The sequence below is a fragment of the Pseudomonas sp. G7(2022) genome (assembly GCF_052660475.1).
This window is the reverse complement of the sequence record NZ_CP109659.1, coordinates 445,861-467,126: the sequence shown is the minus strand read 5'-3', so window position 1 is coordinate 467,126 and position 21,266 is coordinate 445,861. Positions and strand designations below refer to the sequence as shown.

Sequence of the window (21,266 nt, the reverse complement as noted above, 5' to 3'; positions counted from 1 at the left end):
TAGAGCTGAGCGCCGATCACTCGTGATACTGCGCCGACAACTCGTGCACCGCGCGCAGGAACGCGCCGGCGTGTTCCGGATCGACTTCCGGCGTGATGCCGTGGCCGAGGTTGAACACGTGGCCGCTGCCTTTGCCGTAGCTGGCGAGGATGCGCCCGACTTCGGTGCGGATCGCTTCAGGCTTGGCGTACAGCACGGTCGGGTCCATGTTGCCTTGCAGGGCGACCTTGTCGCCGACGCGAGCGCGGGCGTTGCCGATGTCGCAGGTCCAGTCCAGGCCCAGTGCGTCGGCGCCGGCGTCGGCGATGCTTTCCAGCCACAGGCCGCCGTTCTTGGTGAACAGGATCACCGGTACCTTGCGACCGTCGTGCTCGCGGATCAGGCCGCTGACGATTTTCTTCATGTAGGCCAGGGAGAACTCCTGATACGCCGCCGCCGACAGGTTGCCGCCCCAGGTATCGAAGATCTGCACCGCTTGCGCGCCGGCCTTGATCTGGCCATTGAGGTACGAGGTCACCGACTGCGCCAGCTTGTCCAGCAGCAGGTGCATGGCTTGCGGGTTGTCGTAGAGCATCGCCTTGGTCTTGCGGAAGTCTTTCGACGAGCCGCCTTCGACCATGTACGTGGCGAGGGTCCAAGGGCTGCCGGAGAAACCGATCAGCGGCACACGACCGTTCAGTTCGCGGCGGATGGTGCTGACCGCGTCCATCACGTAACCGAGGTCTTTGTGCGGATCCGGGATCGGCAGGGCTTCGATGTCGGCCAGGGTGCTGACGACTTTCTTGAAGCGCGGACCTTCACCGGTCTCGAAGTACAGGCCCTGGCCCATGGCATCGGGAATGGTGAGGATGTCGGAGAACAGGATCGCCGCGTCCAGTTGCGGATAGCGGTCCAGCGGTTGCAGCGTGACTTCGCAGGCGAATTCCGGATTCATGCACAGGCTCATGAAATCACCGGCCTGGGCACGACTGGCGCGGTATTCCGGCAGGTAGCGGCCGGCCTGGCGCATCATCCACACAGGGGTGACGTCTACGGGTTGCTTGAGCAGGGCGCGGAGGAAACGGTCGTTCTTCAGGGCAGTCATGTCGGCATCCGGAAAAAAAGTGCGGGCATTTTCTCAGAGCGCGACGCAAAAGGCACGGATGCAGGTCAGCCTTTTGTCTATCGGGTCAATTTGTCGCAATAAATACGGGGCATCAGCAACAGCGAGAAACAACTGTGGGAGCGAGCCTGCTCGCGATAGCGGATTGTCAGCCAATACTTCTGGTGACTGATTTACCGCTATCGCGAGCAGGCTCGCTCCCACAGGGTTATTGCTTTTGGCTCAGGATCCGGGTTTAGACGCCCAGGTAATCCAGGATCCCTTCCGCCGCATTGCGGCCTTCGAAGATCGCCGTCACCACCAGGTCGGAACCGCGCACCATGTCGCCACCGGCGAAGATTTTCGGGTTGCTGGTCTGGTGCTTGTACTGACCTTGCTCGGGCGCAACGACGCGGCCCTGGCTGTCGGTCTGGATTTCGAACTGTTCGAACCACGGCGCCGGGCTCGGGCGGAAGCCGAAGGCGATGACCACGGCGTCGGCCGGGATGATCTCTTCGGAGCCCGGGATCGGCTCGGGGCTGCGACGGCCACGGGCGTCCGGTTCGCCGAGACGGGTCTCGACCACTTTCACGCCTTCGACCCTGTCTTCACCAACGATGGCGATCGGCTGGCGGTTATAGAGGAACTTCACGCCTTCTTCCTTGGCGTTTTTCACCTCTTTGCGCGAGCCGGGCATGTTCGCTTCGTCACGACGATAGGCGCAGGTCACCGACTTGGCGCCCTGGCGGATCGACGTGCGGTTGCAGTCCATCGCCGTGTCGCCACCGCCCAGCACCACGACCTTCTTGCCTTTCATGTCGACGAAATCTTCCGGCGACTTTTCAAAGCCCAGGTTGCGGTTGACGTTGGCGATCAGGAAATCCAGCGCGTCATAAACGCCCGGCAGGTCCTCACCGGCAAAACCGCCCTTCATGTAGGTGTAGGTGCCCATGCCCATGAACACGGCATCGTATTCGGCGAGCAGTTGCTCCATGGTCACGTCCTTGCCGACCTCGGTGTTGAGGCGGAACTCGATGCCCATGCCGGTGAAGACTTCGCGGCGATTGCTCAGCACGGTCTTCTCGAGCTTGAACTCGGGGATGCCGAAGGTCAGCAGACCGCCGATTTCCGGGTTCTTGTCGAACACCACCGGGGTCACGCCACCGCGCACCAGCACATCGGCACAACCGAGGCCCGCCGGGCCTGCGCCGATGATCGCGACACGCTTGCCGGTCGGTTTGACCTTGGACATGTCCGGGCGCCAGCCCATGGCGAATGCGGTGTCGGTGATGTACTTCTCGACCGAACCGATGGTCACCGCACCGAAGCCGTCGTTGAGGGTGCAGGCACCCTCGCACAGACGATCCTGCGGGCACACCCGGCCGCAGACTTCCGGCAGAGTGTTGGTCTGGTGCGACAGCTCGGCGGCCTGGAGGATGTTGCCCTCGGCCACCAGTTTCAGCCAGTTGGGAATGAAGTTGTGCACCGGGCACTTCCATTCGCAATACGGGTTGCCGCAACCCAGGCAGCGGTGGGCCTGGTCGGCCGACTGCTGGGGTTTGAACGGTTCGTAGATTTCCACGAACTCTTTCTTGCGTTGACGCAACAGTTTCTTCTTCGGATCTTTGCGCCCGACATCGATGAACTGGAAGTCGTTATTCAGACGTTCAGCCATTGTTAAAACCTCATCAAACTCTTCAGGCGCATATCACTGCGGGTTGGCACGGGTGCTGGAAAGCAACGACTTCAGGTTGGCAGCCTTCGGCTTGACCAGCCAGAAACGACGCAAGTAGTCATCGAGGTTCTCGGCGAGCTCACGACCCCACTCGCTGTCGGTTTCCGCGACGTACTCGTTCAGCACGTTCTGCAGGTGGCTGCGATAGGCTTCCATCGCCTCGCCGCTGATCCGCTGGATCTCCACCAGTTCGTGGTTGACCCGGTCAACGAAGGTGTTGTCCTGGTCGAGCACGTAGGCGAAACCGCCGGTCATGCCAGAGCCGAAGTTGTAACCGGTCTTGCCCAGGACGCAGACAAAACCACCGGTCATGTACTCGCAGCAGTGATCGCCGGTGCCTTCCACGACCGTGTGGGCACCGGAGTTGCGCACGGCGAAACGCTCGCCTGCGGTGCCAGCGGCGAACAGCTTGCCGCCGGTGGCGCCGTACAGGCAGGTGTTGCCGATGATGGCGCTGTTCTGAGTCTGATAAACGCTGCCCTTCGGCGGCACGATGACCAGTTTGCCGCCCGTCATGCCTTTGCCGACGTAGTCGTTGGCATCGCCTTCCAGGTACAGGTTCAGACCGCCGGCGTTCCACACGCCGAAGCTCTGACCGGCAGTGCCCTTGAAGCGGAAGGTGATCGGCGCTTTCGCCATTCCCTGGTTGCCGTGCTTGCGCGCGATTTCGCCGGAGATCCTTGCGCCGATCGAACGGTCGCAGTTGCAGATATCCAGGTCGAACTCGGCGCCGCTGAGGTCGTTGATCGCCGATGTCGCCATCTCGACCATTTTCTCGGCCAACAGGCCCTGGTCGAACGGCGGGTTGCGCTCGACGCCGCAGAACTGAGGCTTGTCCGCCGGGATGTGATCGCTGCCCAGCAGCGGGGTCAGATCCAGGTGATGCTGCTTGGCGGTCTGGCCTTCGAGGACTTCCAGCAGATCGGTGCGGCCGATCAGCTCTTCGAGGGAACGCACGCCCAGCTTGGCCAGCCACTCACGGGTTTCTTCGGCGACGTAGGTGAAGAAATTCACCACCATGTCGACGGTGCCGATGTAGTGATCCTTGCGCAGCTTCTCGTTCTGGGTCGCGACGCCGGTGGCGCAGTTGTTCAGGTGGCAGATACGCAGGTATTTGCAGCCCAGCGCGATCATCGGCGCAGTACCGAAGCCGAAGCTTTCGGCGCCGAGGATCGCGGCCTTGATCACGTCGAGGCCGGTTTTCAGGCCGCCGTCGGTCTGCACCCGGACCTTGCCGCGCAGGTCGTTGCCACGCAGGGTCTGGTGGGTTTCGGCCAGGCCGAGTTCCCACGGTGCGCCAGCGTATTTGATCGAGGTCAGCGGCGAAGCACCGGTGCCACCGTCGTAGCCGGAGATGGTGATCAAGTCCGCATAGGCCTTGGCCACACCGGCGGCGATGGTGCCGACGCCTGCTTCAGCCACGAGCTTCACCGAAACCAGCGCCTTCGGGTTGACCTGTTTCAGGTCGAAGATCAGCTGCGACAAGTCTTCGATGGAATAGATGTCGTGGTGCGGCGGTGGCGAAATCAGGGTCACGCCCGGTACTGCGTAACGCAGCTTGGCGATCAGCCCGTTCACCTTGCCGCCCGGCAGTTGCCCGCCCTCGCCCGGCTTGGCGCCTTGGGCGACCTTGATCTGCAGCACTTCGGCATTGACCAGGTATTCCGGGGTCACCCCGAAACGGCCGGTCGCGACCTGTTTGATTTTCGAACTCTTGATGGTGCCGTAGCGCGCCGGGTCTTCGCCGCCTTCGCCGGAGTTGGAACGCGCACCGAGGCGGTTCATGGCTTCGGCCAGGGCTTCGTGCGCTTCCGGCGACAGGGCGCCCAGCGAGATACCGGCGGAGTCGAAGCGCTTGAGCACCGATTCCAGCGGCTCGACTTCACTGATGTCCAGCGGCGTGTCGAGGGTCTTGACCTTGAACAGGTCGCGAATCATCGACACCGGACGGTTGTCCACCAGTGAGGTGTATTCCTTGAATTTGGCGTAGTCGCCCTGCTGCACGGCGGCTTGCAGGGTGTTGACCACGTCCGGGTTGTACGCGTGGTACTCACCACCGTGGACGAACTTCAGCAGACCGCCCTGCTGGATCGGCTTGCGCGGACTCCAGGCTTCGGTGGCCAGTGCTTTCTGTTCGGCTTCGATGTCGACAAAACGCGCCCCTTTGATGCGGCTCGGCACGCCACGGAAGCTCAGGTTGCAGACTTCTTCGGACAGACCGATGGCTTCGAACAGCTGCGCACCGCGATACGAGGCGATGGTCGAGATGCCCATCTTCGACAGGATCTTCAACAGACCTTTGGTGATGCCTTTGCGGTAGTTCTTGAACACCTCGTAGAGGTCGCCCAGTACTTCACCGGTGCGGATCAGGTCGCCCAGCACTTCGTAGGCCAGGAACGGATACACCGCCGAGGCGCCGAAACCGATCAGCACCGCAAAGTGATGCGGATCGCGCGCGGTGGCGGTTTCCACCAGGATGTTGGAGTCGCAACGCAAGCCTTTTTCGGTCAGACGGTGGTGTACCGCGCCGGTGGCCATCGAGGCGTGGATCGGCAGTTTGCCCGGCGCGATATGGCGGTCGCTCAGGACAATCTGGGTACGACCGGCACGCACGGCTTCTTCAGCCTGATCGGCCACATTGCGGATCGCCGCTTCGAGGCCGACGCTTTCGTCGTAGTTGAGGTCGATGATCTGCCGCTCGAAACCCGGGCGGTCGAGGTTCATCAGCGAGCGCCACTTGGCCGGGGAAATCACCGGCGAGCTGAGGATTACGCGCGACGCGTGTTCCGGCGATTCCTGGAAGATGTTGCGCTCGGCACCGAGACAGATTTCCAGCGACATCACGATCGCTTCACGCAGCGGGTCGATCGGCGGGTTGGTCACCTGCGCGAACTGCTGACGGAAATAGTCGTACGGCGTGCGCACGCGCTGGGACAGCACGGCCATCGGCGTGTCGTCGCCCATCGAGCCGACGGCTTCGTAGCCTTGCTCGCCGAGCGGACGCAGTACCTGATCACGCTCTTCGAACGTGACCTGATACATCTTCATGTATTGCTTGAGCTGATCGACGTCGTAGAAAGCCGAACCGTGATCGTTGTCTTCCATGGTCGCCTGGATGCGCAGGGCATTCTTGCGCAGCCATTGCTTGTACGGATGACGGGATTTCAGGCGGTTGTCGATCGCGTCGGTGTCGAGGATCTGACCGGTCTCGGTGTCCACGGCGAGGATCTGGCCAGGACCGACGCGGCCCTTGGCGATCACGTCCTGCGGCTGGTAGTTCCAGACGCCGATTTCCGAAGCGACAGTGATGAAACCGTTGGTGGTGGTAACCCAGCGCGCCGGGCGCAGACCGTTACGGTCGAGCAGGCACACCGCGTAGCGACCGTCGGTCATCACAACGCCGGCCGGGCCGTCCCACGGTTCCATGTGCATCGAGTTGTACTCGTAGAACGCACGCAGATCCGGGTCCATGGTTTCGACGTTCTGCCACGCAGGCGGAATGATCATCCGCACGCCACGGAACAGGTCGATGCCGCCGGTGACCATCAGTTCGAGCATGTTGTCCATGCTCGAAGAGTCGGAGCCAACGCGGTTCACCAGCGGGCCGAGTTCTTCCAGATCCATCAGATCGTTGGTGAACTTGGTGCGACGGGCCTGAGCCCAGTTGCGGTTGCCGGTGATGGTGTTGATCTCGCCGTTGTGGGCGAGGAAGCGGAATGGCTGGGCCAGCGGCCATTTCGGCAGGGTGTTGGTGGAAAAGCGCTGGTGGAACACACAAATTGCGGTTTGCAGGCGCTGGTCACCCAGGTCCGGATAGAAAGCGGCCAGATCGGCCGGCATCATCAGGCCTTTATAGATGATGGTCTTGTGGGAAAAGCTGCAGATGTAGTGGTCGGTGTCGGCGGCGTTGGCCACCGACGAACGACGACGGGCGCTGAACAGCTTGACCGCCATGTCCTGATCGCTCAGGCCTTCGCCACCGATGTACACCTGCTCGATCTGCGGCAGGCGCTCAAGGGCGAGGCGGCCGAGGACGCTGGTGTCGATCGGTACTTTGCGCCAGCCGATCAGTTGCAGGCCTTCGGCCAGGATCTCGCGGTTCATGTTCTCGCGAGCGGCTTCGGCCTTGGCCGGATCCTGATTGAAGAAGACCATGCCCACGGCGTATTGCTTGGGCAGCTCGACGCTGAAGGCTTCCTGGGCAATGGCACGCAGGAAGGCGTCGGGTTTTTGAATCAGCAGACCGCAACCGTCACCGGTCTTGCCGTCGGCATTAATCCCACCGCGGTGGGTCATGCAGGTCAGGGCCTCGATGGCCGTTTGCAAAAGGGTATGACTGGGTTCGCCCTGCATATGGGCTATCAGGCCGAAACCGCAGTTATCCTTGAATTCATCTGGTTGGTACAGACCTGCTTTCATAGACACTTTCTCACCAGGCTGCCTCTTTTCGAGGCAAATTTCTTTTCAATTCAACCACTTGCACCTAGCGCCGAACGTACGCCGGCTTTGCGGGGGCAAAAGGGTGGTCATTGTACACAGCGACACAGAGGCTCACAAATTTGACGACGAAATGTCGCAAATCCATGTCGCATTTGTGAAAGGTTTAAAACGATCTGCTGTGCTAGTCAAAACTTTTTTAATTTTGACCGCAACGACTCAAAGACTACTGTGACGCAGACACCACAAGGCACGCGGCCCGTAAGGGCGGCGCGCACTTGTAGAAATTTTGAGGTGCTTGGAGAGGCGGCCTGGGTAAGGCCGCCGAATCTTCAGCGAGTTGTTGCCAGTTCCTGTTGGACGCTGGCGACAGTGCGAGGCCAAGGTTTACCAGCCTGAACCTTCGCTGGCAAGGCCTTGATGGCAGAAACGGCCGCATCACGATTGGCGAAGCTGCCATAGGTGATCACGTAGAGCGGCTTGCCGTTGAGGACTTTCTTGAAATAGCGGTACTCGCCGCCCTGCTCCTTGACGAAGTTTTGCGCGGCGGCTTCAGAGCTGGTGCCGAGGATCTGCACCACGTAGTTGCCCGGTGCTTGACCTGCATACCAGCTACCGCCGGCGGCTTTGGCGACGGCAACCGGCTTCTCGGCGGCTTTCTCGGCCGGTTTGGCCGCTGCCGCAGGCTTGGCAGGCGCCGGGGCCGGCTTGGCCACCGGAGCAGGTGCTGGCTTGGCGGTAGCCACCTGGGTCGGAGCCGGTGTCGGTTTGGCCGCAGGGACAGGGACAGGAACCGGCGTCGGTGCAGGACCGGCCGGCACACCGACCGGCGGCGCAGAAGTGGTCACGGTTGGCGGCGTATTGCTGGAACCTTCCAGCGGCACACCGTCGTCACCTTCGGTGATCCCGCCGGCCGCTTCGGCCAAGGGCTTGCGCATGACCGGCTGCGAATTGCCGACCAGCGGCAAGGGCATCGGCTGGGTGTTACCGGCGAACTCCACGTTCGGCGCACCACCCTGACCCAGTGGCAGTTGTGCCTGTTCATTGGCCGGTGTGCCGGTGGTCGGCGCCTTGTTGCGACCGGGCATCAGCCAGGCGGCAGCGACCGCCACCACGACAACGGCGGAAATCGCCAATACGTGTTTCTTCGGCATGTTGAACCCCATACTTGGACGCTTCACCGCAGAGCGGCTGGCAATCATGACTTCGATCAGTGCATCGCGAGCGACCTGGTTGATGTTGCCGGGCCAACCCTCGGAGCTTTCGTGAATATCAGAGATCTGATCCGCGGTGAAAAGTTCGACGCCCCGGCCGGCGCCTTCGAGCCGCTGGTCGAGATATTCGCGGGTTTCTTCTTCGGTGTACGGCTGCAATTCGATGACGTGGAAACGCTCTTCCTCAAGGTGCAGCGCCTCAAGCTGTGCAATCAGCGACGACTCACCGAACAGGAACACGTGCGGACGGCCTTCCGGCGCGCCGGCCCCCAAAGCCATCAGGGCTTCGAGCGCGGATTCGTCGAGCTGTTCGGCGTCATCCACCAGCAGATAGACCTCCTGACCAGTCAGCGCCAGCTGTACGACCTGATCGAGGATCGCCCCGACCTCGGCCTGGGCGACATCCAGCCCCTGAGCAACCTGACGCAGCACACCGGCCGCATCGCCGGCGCCACGAGCGGAGACGACAACACTTTGAACCGACTGCTTGTTGGTGCTGGCCACCAAAGCCTGGCGCAGCAACGTCTTGCCGCTGCCCTGAGGGCCGGTGACCACCAGCAGCAACTGGCTGTAACGCGCCAGGTGGTGCAGTTGACCCAGCACCGGTTTGCGCTGGGCCGGGAAGAATTTGAAGCCCGGGACCCGTGGTGCGAAAGGGTCGTGACTTAACTGGAAATGGCCGAGGAACGCCTCGTCGGCATGCAAACTAGTCATCGGAATCTTATTAACCTTTAAGCTGAGCCAGAGCGCGGTAATCCGCTCCCAGCGTGGCCTGTAGAACCTCTTTCGGATAATCGTCGGTCACCACCGCTTCGCCCATCCGGCGCAGCAGCACCAGGCGCAAACGACCGTCGATCACTTTTTTGTCAATTGCCATGTGTTCGAGAAAATCGGCCTCGGTCATCTCTTCCGGCGGAATCACCGGCAGACCGGCCCGCTGGAACAGTCGGATGCCGCGATCACGCTCCTGCTCGCTGATCCAGCCAAGGCGCGCGGACATTTCCATCGCCATTACCGTGCCAGCAGCGACCGCTTCACCGTGCAACCAGACACCATAGCCCATGTGGGTCTCGATGGCGTGGCCAAAGGTGTGGCCAAGATTGAGCGTGGCGCGCACACCGGTTTCTTTCTCATCGGCGCCGACCACCGCCGCCTTGGCGGCGCAGGAACGCTCGATGGCATAGGTCAGGGCCTTCTGATCCAGTGCACGCAGGGCGTCGACGTTGTCTTCGAGCCAGGTCAGGAACGGCTCGTCGCAGATCAGGCCGTACTTGATGACTTCCGCCAGGCCGGCCGACAGTTCACGCGCTGGCAGGGTTTTCAGGGAGGCCGTATCGATCAGCACCACGTTCGGCTGGTAGAAGGCGCCGACCATGTTCTTGCCCAGCGGATGGTTGATGCCGGTCTTGCCGCCCACCGACGAATCGACCTGGGACAGCAGCGTGGTAGGAATCTGGATGAAATCGACGCCGCGCTGGTAGCAGGCGGCTGCAAAACCGGCCATGTCGCCGATCACACCGCCACCGAGGGCGATCACCGTGGTGCGACGGTCATGACGGGCGGTCAGCAGGCCGTCGAAGATCAGTTGCAGGGTTTCCCAGTTCTTGAAGGCTTCGCCGTCTGGCAGCACCACGGAAATTACCGAGTACTGCGCCAGGCTGCGGGTCAGACGCTCGAGATAGAGCGGCGCAACGGTCTCGTTGGAGATGATCGCCACCTGCCGCCCATGGATATGCGGAGCCAGCAGTTCAGGCTGATCCAACAGGCCTTCGCCAATATGAATCGGGTAGCTGCGCTCGCCTAGATCGACCTTGAGTGTCTGCATGTGTCCCCACAGTGAAGATGGAAGCAGGCGTCCTGCCTTGAATTATCGGATGTCCCCGGTCTTGAGTGATGTGACGCCGCTTGCGTGCGATCCGCCACAACCCTCGACAGGACGCCGAGGATAGCGCATTTCGGGCGGCGCTTTAACGGGGCGGAAGTTGCGCCAGGCGGTCAAGAATGTCGAGCACCACCATGCGTGGCGGCCGCTCGTCGGTTTCCACCACCAGATCGGCGATTTCCCGATACAGCGGATCACGAATCGCCAGCAGGTCGCGCAGGGTTTTCTCGGGATTGGCCGTGCGCAACAGCGGGCGATTGCGGTCGCGGGAGGTGCGGCCGACCTGCTGTTCGACGGAGGCGTGCAGATACACCACCCGCCCGCCCTCGTGCAGGGCCTTGCGATTGGCGTCACGCATCACCGCGCCGCCGCCCGTCGCCAGCACCACGCCGTCGAACGCGCACAGCTCGGCGATCATCGCCTGCTCACGATCACGAAAACCGGGCTCGCCTTCCTTGTCGAAGATCCACGGGATATTGGCGCCCGTACGCAGCTCAATTTCCTTGTCGGAATCCTTGAACGGCAGGCGCAGCTCTTTGGCCAGTAATCGGCCGATGGTGCTTTTTCCAGCCCCCATCGGTCCTACAAGAATCAAATTTCGCACAGAATCAACGACTCACAGCAATCGCCTGGTTATTCATGATACGCGGAGTGAGGAATACCAGCAGCTCGGATTTTTTCTCCGAAACCACATCACGCCGGAAAAGGCGGCCAAGATACGGCACATCGCCAAGAAATGGCACCTTATCTACGACCTTGCTTTGAGTATTTGAGAAAACGCCCCCGATCACGATGGTCTCGCCGTCGTTCACCAGCACCTTGGCATTGACCTCGTTTTTCTTGATCGGTGGTACATCCTGCACTTTGTTCAGGTAGTCCGGTTCGTCCTTGGTGACCTTGACCTCCATGATGATGCGGTTGTCCGGGGTGATCTGCGGCGTGACCTCCAGCGACAGCGAGGCCTCCTTGAACGACACCGACGTAGCGCCGCTGGAACTGGCTTCCTGATACGGAATCTCGGTGCCCTTGAGGATCTTCGCGGTCTCTTTGTCCGAGGTGACCACCTTGGGCTGCGAGACGATTTCGCCGTTGCCGGTCTTTTCCATCGCCGTCAGCTCAAGGTCCAGCAAGACGTTGTCGGTGATGAACGCAATGCCGATCCCGGACGTGTTGTTGACCGTGCCCATGTCGACGAACGGCGAGTTGGTGCTGGTGCTCCCCGGCGTGCCGATGGTGGTCGACGAACCGTTGCTGACCCCGGAAGTGTTCCAGTTGCCCTTGTTCTGGATCGATCCGCCCCAGCGCACGCCCAGGCTCTTGTCGTAATCGACGTTGGCCTCGACGATCCGCGCCTCGATCATCACCTGACGCACCGGAATATCCAGCTGCGCCACGATCCGCCGCAGTTCATCGAGCCGATCCTGGGTCTGGTAGGCGATGATGTTGTTGGTGCGCTCGTCGACGGTGATCGAACCCCGTTCGTCGACCTTGGCCTCAGCACTGGTGACCGACTGGAACAGCTTGGCGATGTCCGCCGCCTTGGCGTAGTTCACTTGCAGCAGTTCACGACGCAGTGGCGCCAGCTCGGCGATCTGCTTCTGCGACTCCAGCTCCTGCCGTTCGCGGGCGGCGATTTCATCCGCCGGCGCGACCAGCAACACGTTGCCGACCTTGCGCTTGTCCAGGCCTTTGGTCTTGAGCACCAGATCCAGCGCCTGATCCCACGGCACGTTTTGCAGGCGCAAGGTGATTCCGCCCTGCACTGTGTCGCTGGCCACCAGATTGAGATTGGTGAAGTCGGCGATCAGTTGCAGCACCGAACGCACGTCGATGTCCTGAAAGTTGAGGGACAGTTTCTCGCCGCTGTAGCTGTTGCGGTCGGCATTGCGTTTTTGCAGGTCGTCGATCGTCAGCGGCCGGATGCTCACGGTCAGCTTGTTGTCGGTCTGGTAGGTGGAATAGTCGAACGTGCCGCCGGGCTCAACGGTAATGGTCGCCCGATCCCCACTGACGCCGGCATTGACGAACTGCACCGGGGTGGCGAAATCCTTGACGTCGAGACGCACCCGCAATGGCTCTGGCAATTGGGTGCGGGCAAAGTTGAGGATGATTTTGCCGTCGTGTTCCTGGATGTCCGGCGCGATGGTCGGGTCGGACAGGTCGATGACCACATTGCCCTCACCCGCCGTGCCGCGCTGGAAGTCCACACCACGAATGGCCCTGGCGACGGGTGCGTAAGTCCGCGCCGGCGCTGCCACCGGCGTGGAGCGCGGTGTCTTGGCGGCAGGTCGCGGCGCGGTGGCCTTGGTGCCTTGCCCGACCACCACGAACAGCGTGTTGCCCTCCACCCGGGCGTCATACGGCGCCAGTTGCGTCAGATTGATGATCAACCGGGTGCGGTCATTGGCCTCGACCACCGTGGCAGAGCGCGCATTGCCGCTACCGAGGTCGCGGGTCTTGGTCGCGAGCTGGCTGGCTACTCCCGGCAGGTCGAGGGCGATGCGCGCCGGCGAGTCGGTGGTGTAACCCTTGGGCTGCGGCGGCGGGCCGTCGAACGACAGCTTCAGCTCGACGCGATCACCCGGCAGCGCGGCAACATCCAGCGTCTTCAGGTTGGCCGCTTGAACCATCGGTGAAAGCAGCGCTATCCATAGCGAAAAACCGAGGGTGGAGAAAATCCTGTTCATTGTTCGACTTCCACTATGAGTGCTCTTTCAAAGGAATGGTGCGCGGCCGCTCCAGCCAGGCGCCTTCGCCGTCGGGAACGATTTCGACCACATCGACCTGGGAGGCGCTGATCGCGACGATGCGCCCGTCGTTGCGCCCCAGGTAATCGCCGACCTTCAGCCGGTGCACTCCGCCCGCCCCGCGCAGCAGCGCAAAGGAACCGGAGGCATTGGAAATCGTGCCGACCATCTCGAACTGCTCGATGTTGAAACCTTCGAGGTATTGCTTGATCCGGTTCGGATCCGGTTTGACGTTGCGCGAGCCGTGCTGCTGCCCGGCCAGATCCACCCGCACCTGACGCGAGAACGGGCTGCGCAGGTTCGCGGCGCTGTAGGTGAACGTCGGGTAGGAACGAAAGGTTGGCGTCGGCTCGATCCTGCCCGGTGGTCGCAGACGCACTTCATTCATGTAGGCGTCGAGATCGCCGAAGTCGGTGCCGCCGCAACCGCTCAGCCCCAGCATCAATGCCGACAACAGAAGAAAACGGATCGGGCTCATTTTTGCAGCCCCTTGTCGTTATAGCGGTACGTCTTGGCGAGGATGCTCATGCGCAGCTTCGTCCCGCCTTCCGGGTTGGCCGGCGCCAGCTCGAAGTCGTGCAGGGTCACGATTCGCGGCAATCCGGCCACGCCGCTGACGAATGTGGCGAGGTCGTGATAGGCGCCCGTGACGGTGATCTGGATCGGCAATTCGATGTAGAACTGCTGCGTTACTTCCGGCAACAGCTTGATCTCTTCGAACTCAAGGCCACTTCCCAGTCCGGTGCGCGTGATGTCCTCCAGCAACCCGGGCACTTCGGTATCGCTGGGCAATTGCCGCAGCAACACGCCGAACGAGTTTTCCATCTCCTTCATCTGCTGGGTGTACAGCTCCAGATTGGCCGCCATGTGCGCCTTGCTGGAGAACTGCTCCTTGAGCGTGGCTTCTTCCGCACGTTTGGTTTCGAGCTCGCTTTCCATGTCGCTGACGAAAAAGTTGTAGCCCAGCGCCAGTACCAGAATCATCAGCAGCACTCCGGCCAGGCCTTTTACTGCCGGTGGCCACGAGCCGATGTTGCCGGTATCCAGCTCGTTGAAGTCGATACTGCGCAGGCTGGCCAGCCATTCGGACGGTTTCATGGCTCGTCCTCCAGGTTCTTCGGCCGGGTCTGATGCACAGTCAACTGGAACATGTTGGCCTGATCCAGCTGCCCCGCCGTGGTTGCCTTGACTTCGTTCAGGGTCGGGGCATCGAACCAGTCGGACGCTTCGAGATTGCGCATCAGGTCGGACACCCGATTGTTCGACTCCGCTGCACCACTGATCGACAGTGTCTTGCCGACCATCTTCACGCTGGTGAAATAGACGCCGTCGGGAAGGGTCCGCGCCAGTTGATCGAAGATCCGCCCGCTGACCTGCCGGTTGCCCTGCAGGTCCTGGATGATGCGCATGCGCTCCACCAGTTGCTGGCGACGTGCCTTGAGCTCACTGATCTGCTTGATGCGCTCATCAACTACAGCGATCTGCTTGCCGATGTAATCGTTACGCGCCCGTTGATGCTCGATGGCGGTGCTGAAAACCTGCGCGGCAATGAACAGCGCGCCGACGGAACCGACCACCACGCCGGTCAGGGCCAGCAGGAAGCGTTTGCGCCGTTCTTCGCGGCGCTCCTCGCGCCAGGGGAGAAGGTTGATCCGCGCCATCAGTCGAAACTCCTGAGCGCGAGCCCGCAGGCAATCATCAGGGCCGGCGCGTCACTCGCCAGGGCTCCGGCGTTGACCTTGTTGCTCAAGGACATGTCGGAAAACGGATTGGCGACCTGGGTCGGTGTGCCCAGTCGCTCTTCGATCAGCCGGTCCAGCCCCGGCACCGAGGCCGTGCCGCCGGCCAGCAGAATGTGATCGACCGCGTTGTACTGGCCGGAGGCGAAGAAGAACTGCAGTGAACGTGAAACCTGCTGTACCAGCGCCTCGCGAAACGGTTGCAGGACTTCGCTGACGTAATCGTCCGGCAGCCCGCCCTGCTTCTTGGCCAGCCCGGCCTGCTCGAGGGTCAGGCCATAGCGGCGCTGGATTTCCTCGGTCAGCTGGCGACCGCCGAACAGTTGCTCCCGGGTATAGATGATCCGCCCGTTATGCAGGACGCTGAGGGTGGTCATGGTCGCGCCGATGTCGACCACCGCGACCGTCAGGCGCTCCTGGGAGGCCGCCAGTTGCGTGGCCAGCAGGCCGAAGGAGCGTTCCAGCGCATAGGCCTCGACGTCTACCACCCGCGCAGTCAAGCCGGCAAGGGCCAGGGCCGCCTCACGGACTTCGACGTTTTCCTTGCGACAGGCGGCCAGCAGCACGTTGACGCGCTCGGGGTTGCGCGGCGAAATGCCCTGGACTTCAAAATCGATGGCGACTTCGTCCAGCGGATAGGGAATGTACTGGTCGGCTTCGATCTTGAGCTGGTTTTCCAGCTCGTCCTCGGACAAGCCGGCGTCCATCTCGATGACCTTGGTGATCACGGCAGAACCGGCTACCGCCACTGCGACGGTTTTCAGCCCGGTGCGGGCCTTGACCAGCACCCGGGACAGGGCGTGCCCGACGCCTTCGAGTTCGGCGATGTTCTTTTCGACCACGGCATTGGCCGGCAACGGCTCCACCGCGTACGCCTCGACCCGGTAGCGCTCGCCCTGACGGCTCAGCTCCAGCAGCTTCACCGAAGTGGAGCTGATATCGATCCCCAGCAACGTATTGGTCTTTTTATTGAAGAGTCCTAGCACTACCAATTCCCTATGACTTTCCGTGAGTTACGGACTCTGTAATGCGCATTGCGTTCCCTCGCCCCGTCTTGACAGAAGCGCAAATGACGCCCCCAGCGGAAAAGTGCTTATAATGCCCAGCGATTTTTTCCGCTTTTTACTGCCGGCGCGGGCCGTTCTGTGTGTTCCCGGAACCCTGTCGCCCAATTCATTCTTTGCCCTGGATGTCCAAAAGCCTTGATTCGTCTGCTGAAATTCTTCGGTTGGTCCATCGTCGCCGTTTTCTGCGGACTGCTTTTAGTTCTCAGTGGCGCGTTTCTTTACCTTAGTCCGGGTTTGCCATCTGTGGAGGCGCTGAGAAGCATTCAGTTGCAGATTCCGCTCCGGGTGTACAGCAGCGACAACAAGTTGATCGCAGAATTTGGCGAAATGCGCCGCACACCGATCCGTTTCGCCGACATTCCCCCCAATTTCATCAATGCGTTACTAAGTGCTGAAGACGACAACTTCGCCAACCACTATGGCGTCGATCCGAGCAGCCTGATGCGTGCCGCGACCCAACTGGTCAAGAGCGGGCACATCCAGTCAGGCGGCAGCACCATCACCATGCAGGTGGCGAAGAACTTCTTCCTGACCAGCGAACGCAGCTTCTCGCGCAAGACCACGGAAATCCTCCTGGCCCTGCAGATCGAACGCCAGCTGACCAAGGACGAGATCCTTGAGCTGTACGTGAACAAGATCTATCTGGGCAACCGCGCCTACGGCATCGAAGCAGCGGCGCAGGTGTATTACGGCAAGTCGATCCGCGAAGTCAGCCTGGCGCAGATGGCGATGATCGCCGGCCTGCCGAAAGCCCCGTCGCGCTTCAACCCGCTGGCCAACCCGGCGCGCAGCAAGGAGCGTCGCGACTGGATCCTCGGGCGCATGTACAAGCTCGGCAAGATCACCGAGGCCGACTACACCGCCGCGATCAACGAGCCACTGAACGCCAGCTACCACGTGCCGACCCCGGAAGTGAACGCGCCGTACATCGCCGAGATGGCCCGTGCGGAAATGGTCGGCCGCTACGGCAGCGACGCCTATACCGAAGGTTTCCGCGTCACCACCACGGTGCCGAGCAATCTGCAGGAAATGGCCAACACCGCGCTGCACGAAGGCCTGATGACCTACGATCAGCGTCATGGCTACCGTGGCCCTGAATCGCGCCTGCCGGGCAAGACCCGCGAAGCCTGGGCCACCGAGCTGACCAAGCAACGCACCATCAGCAGCCTGGAGCCGGCCATCGTCACCCAGGTCGACAAGAACGGCCTGCAGGTGCTGACCCGCACCGGTGAAGAACACGTTGCCTGGGACACCATGAAGTGGGCCCGCCCGTTCCTCAATACCAACAGCATGGGCGCAGCTCCGCGTCAGCCATCGGATGTGGCGCAGGTCGGCGATCTGGTGCGCGTGCAGCGCCAGCCGAACAATTCGCTGAAGTTCAGCCAGATTCCGCAGGCCCAGGGCGCGCTGGTATCGCTGGACCCGCAGAACGGCGCGATCCGCTCGCTGGTCGGCGGTTTCGCCTTCGAGCAGAGCAACTACAACCGTGCCATGCAGGCCAAGCGTCAGCCGGGTTCGAGCTTCAAGCCATTCGTTTACAGTGCCGCGCTGGATAACGGCTACACCGCTGCCACGCTGGTCAACGACGCGCCGATCGTGTTCGTCGACGAGTACCTGGACAAGGTCTGGCGCCCGAAGAACGACACCAACACCTTCCTCGGCCCGATCCGCCTGCGTGAAGCGCTGTACAAGTCGCGCAACCTGGTTTCGATCCGCCTGCTGCAAGCCATGGGCGTGGGCAAGACCATCGACTACATCACCCGCTTCGGCTTCAACAAGCAGGACCTGCCGCCAAACCTGTCCCTGGCACTGGGCACCGCGACCCTGACACCGATGGAAATCGCCACCGGCTGGAGCACCTTTGCCAACGGCGGTTACAAGATCACCCCGTACATCATCGACAAAATCGAAAGCCGCAATGGCGACACGCTGTTCGTCGCCAATCCGCCGACCGTGCCACAAGGCGCCTCGGCCACTGACGGCATCGCGGCGCCGGCCAGCCAGTCGTTCACCGTCAACGCCGCACCGGTGCCGGGCGAAGCGCCGGGCGCTGCAGCGGTGCCACAAGCGCCGGCAGTCGCCGAGCGCATCGTCGATGGCCGCACCACTTACATCCTCAACAGCATGTTGCAGGACGTGATCAAGCTCGGCACCGGTCGTCGCGCACTGGCCATGGGCCGCAGCGACATCGCCGGCAAGACCGGTACGACCAACGAATCCAAGGATGCATGGTTCTCCGGTTACAACGCCGATTACGTGACCACGGTCTGGACCGGTTTCGACCAGCCGGAAAGCCTCGGTCGCCGGGAGTTCGGCGGCACCGTGGCGCTGCCGATCTGGATGAACTACATGAGCGCAGCGCTCAAGGACAAGCCGCCGCATGTCCAGCCGGAACCGGAAGGCATCCTCAGTCTGCGGGTGGACCCGGTCAGCGGCCGCGCAGCGTCGCCGAGCACGCCAGGCGCCTACTTCGAGCTGTTCAAGGCTGAGGACACTCCACCGTCGGTCAACGAGATCGGCAACGGCACGGCACCGGGCAGCCCGCTGCCGGCGGATGAACAGGCGCCGATCGACCTGTTCTGATCCTGATCCGCAAAAAGCCCCGCCTTCGTGAGAAGTGCGGGGCTTTTTTATGCCTGCCAGATTTGTATTGCATGGACTGACCCCTTCGCGAGCAAGCCCGCTCCCACATTGGAATGCATTTCACCTGTGGGAGCGGGTCTGCTCGCGAAGAGGCCCTCGCCGACAACACAGAATTCATAGGCACAAAAAAGCCCCGACTCTCGCGAGCCGGGGCTTTCGGTTGAAGCACTACAACGACTTAGCCGTTGAACACATCATCCACGCTTTTCAGCGGGTAGTTCTTCGGATACGGCAGGGTTGCTACGCCGGTCTCGATCGCAGCCTTGGCCACGGCGTCGGAGATCACGGTGATCAGGCGCTTGTCCATTGGCTTCGGAATGATGTACTCACGACCGAATTCCAGGGAGATGCCGCCGTAGGCGTCGCACACTTCCTGAGGGACCGGCAGCTTGGCCAGTTCGCGCAGGGCGTTGGCGGCAGCGATCTTCATTTCTTCGTTGATGCGCTTGGCGCGAACGTCCAGGGCACCGCGGAAGATGAACGGGAAGCCCAGCACGTTGTTGACCTGGTTCGGGTAGTCCGAACGGCCGGTGGCCATGATCACATCGTTGCGGGTGGCGTGAGCCAGTTCCGGGGAGATTTCCGGATCCGGGTTGGAGCAGGCGAAGACGATCGGGTTGGCCGCCATGCGCTTGAGTTGCTCGGCGCTCAGCAGGTTCGGGCCCGACAGGCCGACGAATACGTCAGCGCCTTCGATGGCGTCGTCCAGGGTGCGCTTCTCGGTAGGATGAGCGAACACGGCCTTGTACTGGTTCAGGTCGTCACGGCCAGCGTGGATCACGCCGGTACGGTCAACCATGAAGATGTTCTCGACCTTGGCGCCCATGCTCACCAGCAACTTCATGCAGGAGATGGCGGCTGCGCCAGCGCCCAGGCAGACGATCTTGGCGTCGGCCAGGGTTTTGCCAGCGATTTCCAGGGCGTTGATCATGCCCGCAGCGGTCACGATCGCGGTGCCGTGCTGGTCATCGTGGAACACCGGAATGTCGCACTGCTCGATCAGGGCGCGTTCGATCTCGAAGCACTCCGGAGCCTTGATGTCTTCCAGGTTGATGCCGCCGAACGTGATGGAAATGCGTTTTACGGTGTCGATGAAGGCTTGCGGGCTTTCGGAATCGACTTCGATGTCGAATACGTCGATACCGGCGAAGCGCTTGAACAGTACACCTTTACCCTCCATCACTGGCTTGGAAGCCAGTGGGCCGAGGTTACCCAGGCCCAGAATCGCGGTGCCATCGGAAATGACTGCAACCAGGTTGCCCTTGCCGGTGTACTTGTAGGCCAGTTCAGGATCGCGGGCGATCTCGCGCACTGGTTCAGCTACGCCGGGGCTGTAGGCCAGCGACAGGTCGCGGGCGGTAGCAGTGGCCTTGGTGAGCTCGACACTCAGCTTCCCTGGACGAGGATGGGCATGATATTCGAGAGCGGCAGTTTTCAGATCAGACATTTTGGCATTCCGCTTTTTACTGTTGGACAGACTGGTCAGCGAGGATACGCGCCTCGCAAAGTCCCCACAAGACTGCCCGGTCACCCCTGTCAAGCGCCCTGCCCTACGACTTTGGGCCAAGAGCCACGGCGCACAAGGGCTAGACTGTTCACAATCGACTGAAAAAATGTCTACAATTTTTTCTTCAGCGGGACGGCTGGAGCATCGAAGGATCGGTCAGCGGCAACAGCCAGCGCGCCTGGCCAGATTTCAATCCACCGCGCCGAGAACGGTCGACCACCCAGCCACGGGCCTCGATCTGCTTGCCCTTCAACGCTTGCAGAGAGGCACCATCGAAACGATCCAGCAGATTGGGTGCAACGCGCAGTACAAGCTTGTCCTGCAACTCGATCCAGATTCCGCCGCGATTGCGCTGAACCTTGCTCACACGCCCGCTGACCAGCGCGAACCCCGAACGCTCGATCTGCTCCGCTTTCAGTACAGGTGAGCGCTTCCACAGGCCAAGCCCGCCCTCTCGCGCGCGGCGTTCGGCGGCTTGCTGGCAATCGACCAGATCGACATTCGGCGCCACCGCGACCTGGAAACCGAGGCCATCGGCGAGCATCTGCGCTTCGAGGTTCTCACCCCTGGCGCTGAAAACATGGGCCAGGGTGCGGCCGTAATGGTCTTTGGGCTGGGCGCCGAGTCGCAGGCCAACCCGCCCGTCGCTCTCGGCGACCAGGGCTTCGAGACGCTTGCGCGCGGCAACCGCAAACGGCTCGTCGCTGCGGCCCTGCTTGCCGAGTTCGGGCGTATTGAGACCGATCATCCGCACATTGCGCCCGTCGCTCAGGCGCAGGGTGTCGCCGTCGACCACTCGCTGCACGGTGGCGCTGTCCAGCCCGGACGGCGCCGGGCAGAAGGCCTGGGCGGCGGAGAGCCAAATCGCGGACACAAAAAAGGCGCCCGCAAGGGACGCCTTTTTCATCAGACCGGAAAAGCCGCTGAGGTTTTCCAGAATGAAGGGCCTTAGGCCTTTTTCGCGCCGAAAGCACCGAAACGGTCGGCGAACTTCTGAACGCGACCACCGGTGTCCAGAGTCTTCTGCTTACCGGTGTAGAACGGGTGGCACTCGTTGCAAACGTCGATCGCCAGGGCTTTGCCGAAGGTCGAACGGGTTTCGAACTTGTTGCCGCAGCTGCAAGTTACTGCAACTTCTGGGTAATTCGGGTGGATATCGGCTTTCATGGTGTTTTCCTCAGCTGGCGTGCCGCCATCCAACACGATTGTTGAAT

General features: G+C 61.7%; 15 protein-coding genes. 1 reads left to right on the top strand and 14 read right to left on the bottom strand.

The genetic code is table 11. The annotated features are described in order from the left end of the window. Positions 1-16 precede the first annotated feature (16 nt). The 11 genes from hemE to NE357_RS02010 all read right to left on the bottom strand — a co-directional run bounded on the left by hemE (position 17) and on the right by NE357_RS02010 (position 15,821). Entirely contained in the window at positions 17-1,084 is a 1,068-nt protein-coding gene (hemE, locus tag NE357_RS02060) for a uroporphyrinogen decarboxylase (RefSeq protein WP_169428513.1), read from the bottom strand. A 253-nt stretch (positions 1,085-1,337) separates the two neighbouring features. Further along, positions 1,338-2,756 (bottom strand): FAD-dependent oxidoreductase, encoded by a 1,419-nt coding sequence (locus NE357_RS02055; RefSeq protein ID WP_169428512.1) that lies wholly within the window; start codon positions 2,754-2,756, stop codon positions 1,338-1,340. Positions 2,757-2,789: 33 nt separating this feature from the next. Beyond that, positions 2,790-7,235: a glutamate synthase large subunit gene (gene gltB / locus NE357_RS02050; protein ID WP_169428511.1), complete on the bottom strand. Its 4,446-nt coding sequence runs from the start codon at positions 7,233-7,235 to the stop codon at positions 2,790-2,792. A 350-nt stretch (positions 7,236-7,585) separates the two neighbouring features. After that, a complete protein-coding gene (locus NE357_RS02045) occupies positions 7,586-9,181 on the bottom strand; it encodes an AAA family ATPase (RefSeq protein WP_169428510.1) in 1,596 nt (531 codons plus the stop codon). Positions 9,182-9,191: 10 nt separating this feature from the next. After that, positions 9,192-10,292 carry a 3-dehydroquinate synthase gene (gene aroB / locus NE357_RS02040; protein ID WP_169428509.1) on the bottom strand — a complete coding sequence of 367 codons (1,101 nt, stop codon included), beginning with the start codon at positions 10,290-10,292 and terminating at the stop codon, positions 9,192-9,194. Positions 10,293-10,434: 142 nt separating this feature from the next. Next, positions 10,435-10,953, bottom strand: a complete 519-nt coding sequence (gene aroK, locus NE357_RS02035; protein WP_011332081.1) for a shikimate kinase AroK — start codon at positions 10,951-10,953, stop codon at positions 10,435-10,437. A 4-nt stretch (positions 10,954-10,957) separates the two neighbouring features. Beyond that, on the bottom strand, positions 10,958-13,036 hold the full coding sequence (pilQ, locus tag NE357_RS02030; protein WP_169428508.1) for a type IV pilus secretin PilQ: 2,079 nt from the start codon (positions 13,034-13,036) through the stop codon (positions 10,958-10,960). Positions 13,037-13,049: 13 nt separating this feature from the next. Further along, on the bottom strand, positions 13,050-13,574 hold the full coding sequence (locus NE357_RS02025; protein ID WP_169428507.1) for a pilus assembly protein PilP: 525 nt from the start codon (positions 13,572-13,574) through the stop codon (positions 13,050-13,052). Beyond that, positions 13,571-14,194 (bottom strand): type 4a pilus biogenesis protein PilO, encoded by a 624-nt coding sequence (gene pilO / locus NE357_RS02020; protein ID WP_169428506.1) that lies wholly within the window; start codon positions 14,192-14,194, stop codon positions 13,571-13,573. Before pilO ends, NE357_RS02025 begins: the two co-directional genes overlap by 4 nt. After that, entirely contained in the window at positions 14,191-14,757 is a 567-nt protein-coding gene (locus tag NE357_RS02015; protein ID WP_169428505.1) for a PilN domain-containing protein, read from the bottom strand. Before NE357_RS02015 ends, pilO begins: the two co-directional genes overlap by 4 nt. Next, the gene (locus NE357_RS02010) at positions 14,757-15,821 is read right to left on the bottom strand and encodes a pilus assembly protein PilM (protein WP_169428504.1); all 1,065 of its coding nucleotides are present in this window, start codon (positions 15,819-15,821) and stop codon (positions 14,757-14,759) included. The genes NE357_RS02015 and NE357_RS02010 overlap by 1 nt, the downstream gene beginning before the upstream one ends. A gap of 219 nt (positions 15,822-16,040) precedes the next feature. Between NE357_RS02010 and NE357_RS02005 the strand changes: the two genes are divergently transcribed. Beyond that, positions 16,041-18,485, top strand: a complete 2,445-nt coding sequence (locus tag NE357_RS02005) for a penicillin-binding protein 1A (protein ID WP_423815192.1) — start codon at positions 16,041-16,043, stop codon at positions 18,483-18,485. Positions 18,486-18,723: 238 nt separating this feature from the next. Here NE357_RS02005 and NE357_RS02000 read toward each other — a convergent pair whose 3' ends face one another. From NE357_RS02000 to rpmE, 3 genes are all read right to left on the bottom strand, one after another. Beyond that, positions 18,724-19,992, bottom strand: coding sequence for a malic enzyme-like NAD(P)-binding protein (locus NE357_RS02000; RefSeq protein ID WP_169428502.1), 1,269 nt, complete (start codon positions 19,990-19,992; stop codon positions 18,724-18,726). Positions 19,993-20,176: 184 nt separating this feature from the next. Next, positions 20,177-20,959 (bottom strand): thermonuclease family protein, encoded by a 783-nt coding sequence (locus NE357_RS01995; RefSeq protein ID WP_169428501.1) that lies wholly within the window; start codon positions 20,957-20,959, stop codon positions 20,177-20,179. A 41-nt stretch (positions 20,960-21,000) separates the two neighbouring features. Continuing rightward, entirely contained in the window at positions 21,001-21,219 is a 219-nt protein-coding gene (gene rpmE, locus NE357_RS01990) for a 50S ribosomal protein L31 (RefSeq protein ID WP_007952398.1), read from the bottom strand. Positions 21,220-21,266 lie beyond the last annotated feature (47 nt).

Bases quoted from the DNA above. Each gene is read 5' to 3' on its own strand.
- NE357_RS02000 (WP_169428502.1), bottom strand. From the start codon at position 19,992: ATGTCTGATCTGAAAACTGCCGCTCTCGAATATCATGCCCATCCTCGT.
- rpmE (WP_007952398.1), bottom strand. From the start codon at position 21,219: ATGAAAGCCGATATCCACCCGAATTACCCAGAAGTTGCAGTAACTTGC.
- NE357_RS02055 (WP_169428512.1), bottom strand. From the start codon at position 2,756: ATGGCTGAACGTCTGAATAACGACTTCCAGTTCATCGATGTCGGGCGC.
- NE357_RS02045 (WP_169428510.1), bottom strand. From the start codon at position 9,181: ATGACTAGTTTGCATGCCGACGAGGCGTTCCTCGGCCATTTCCAGTTA.
- NE357_RS01995 (WP_169428501.1), bottom strand. From the start codon at position 20,959: ATGAAAAAGGCGTCCCTTGCGGGCGCCTTTTTTGTGTCCGCGATTTGG.
- aroB (WP_169428509.1), bottom strand. From the start codon at position 10,292: ATGCAGACACTCAAGGTCGATCTAGGCGAGCGCAGCTACCCGATTCAT.
- NE357_RS02025 (WP_169428507.1), bottom strand. From the start codon at position 13,574: ATGAGCCCGATCCGTTTTCTTCTGTTGTCGGCATTGATGCTGGGGCTG.
- NE357_RS02015 (WP_169428505.1), bottom strand. From the start codon at position 14,757: ATGGCGCGGATCAACCTTCTCCCCTGGCGCGAGGAGCGCCGCGAAGAA.
- pilQ (WP_169428508.1), bottom strand. From the start codon at position 13,036: ATGAACAGGATTTTCTCCACCCTCGGTTTTTCGCTATGGATAGCGCTG.
- hemE (WP_169428513.1), bottom strand. From the start codon at position 1,084: ATGACTGCCCTGAAGAACGACCGTTTCCTCCGCGCCCTGCTCAAGCAA.
- pilO (WP_169428506.1), bottom strand. From the start codon at position 14,194: ATGAAACCGTCCGAATGGCTGGCCAGCCTGCGCAGTATCGACTTCAAC.
- gltB (WP_169428511.1), bottom strand. From the start codon at position 7,235: ATGAAAGCAGGTCTGTACCAACCAGATGAATTCAAGGATAACTGCGGT.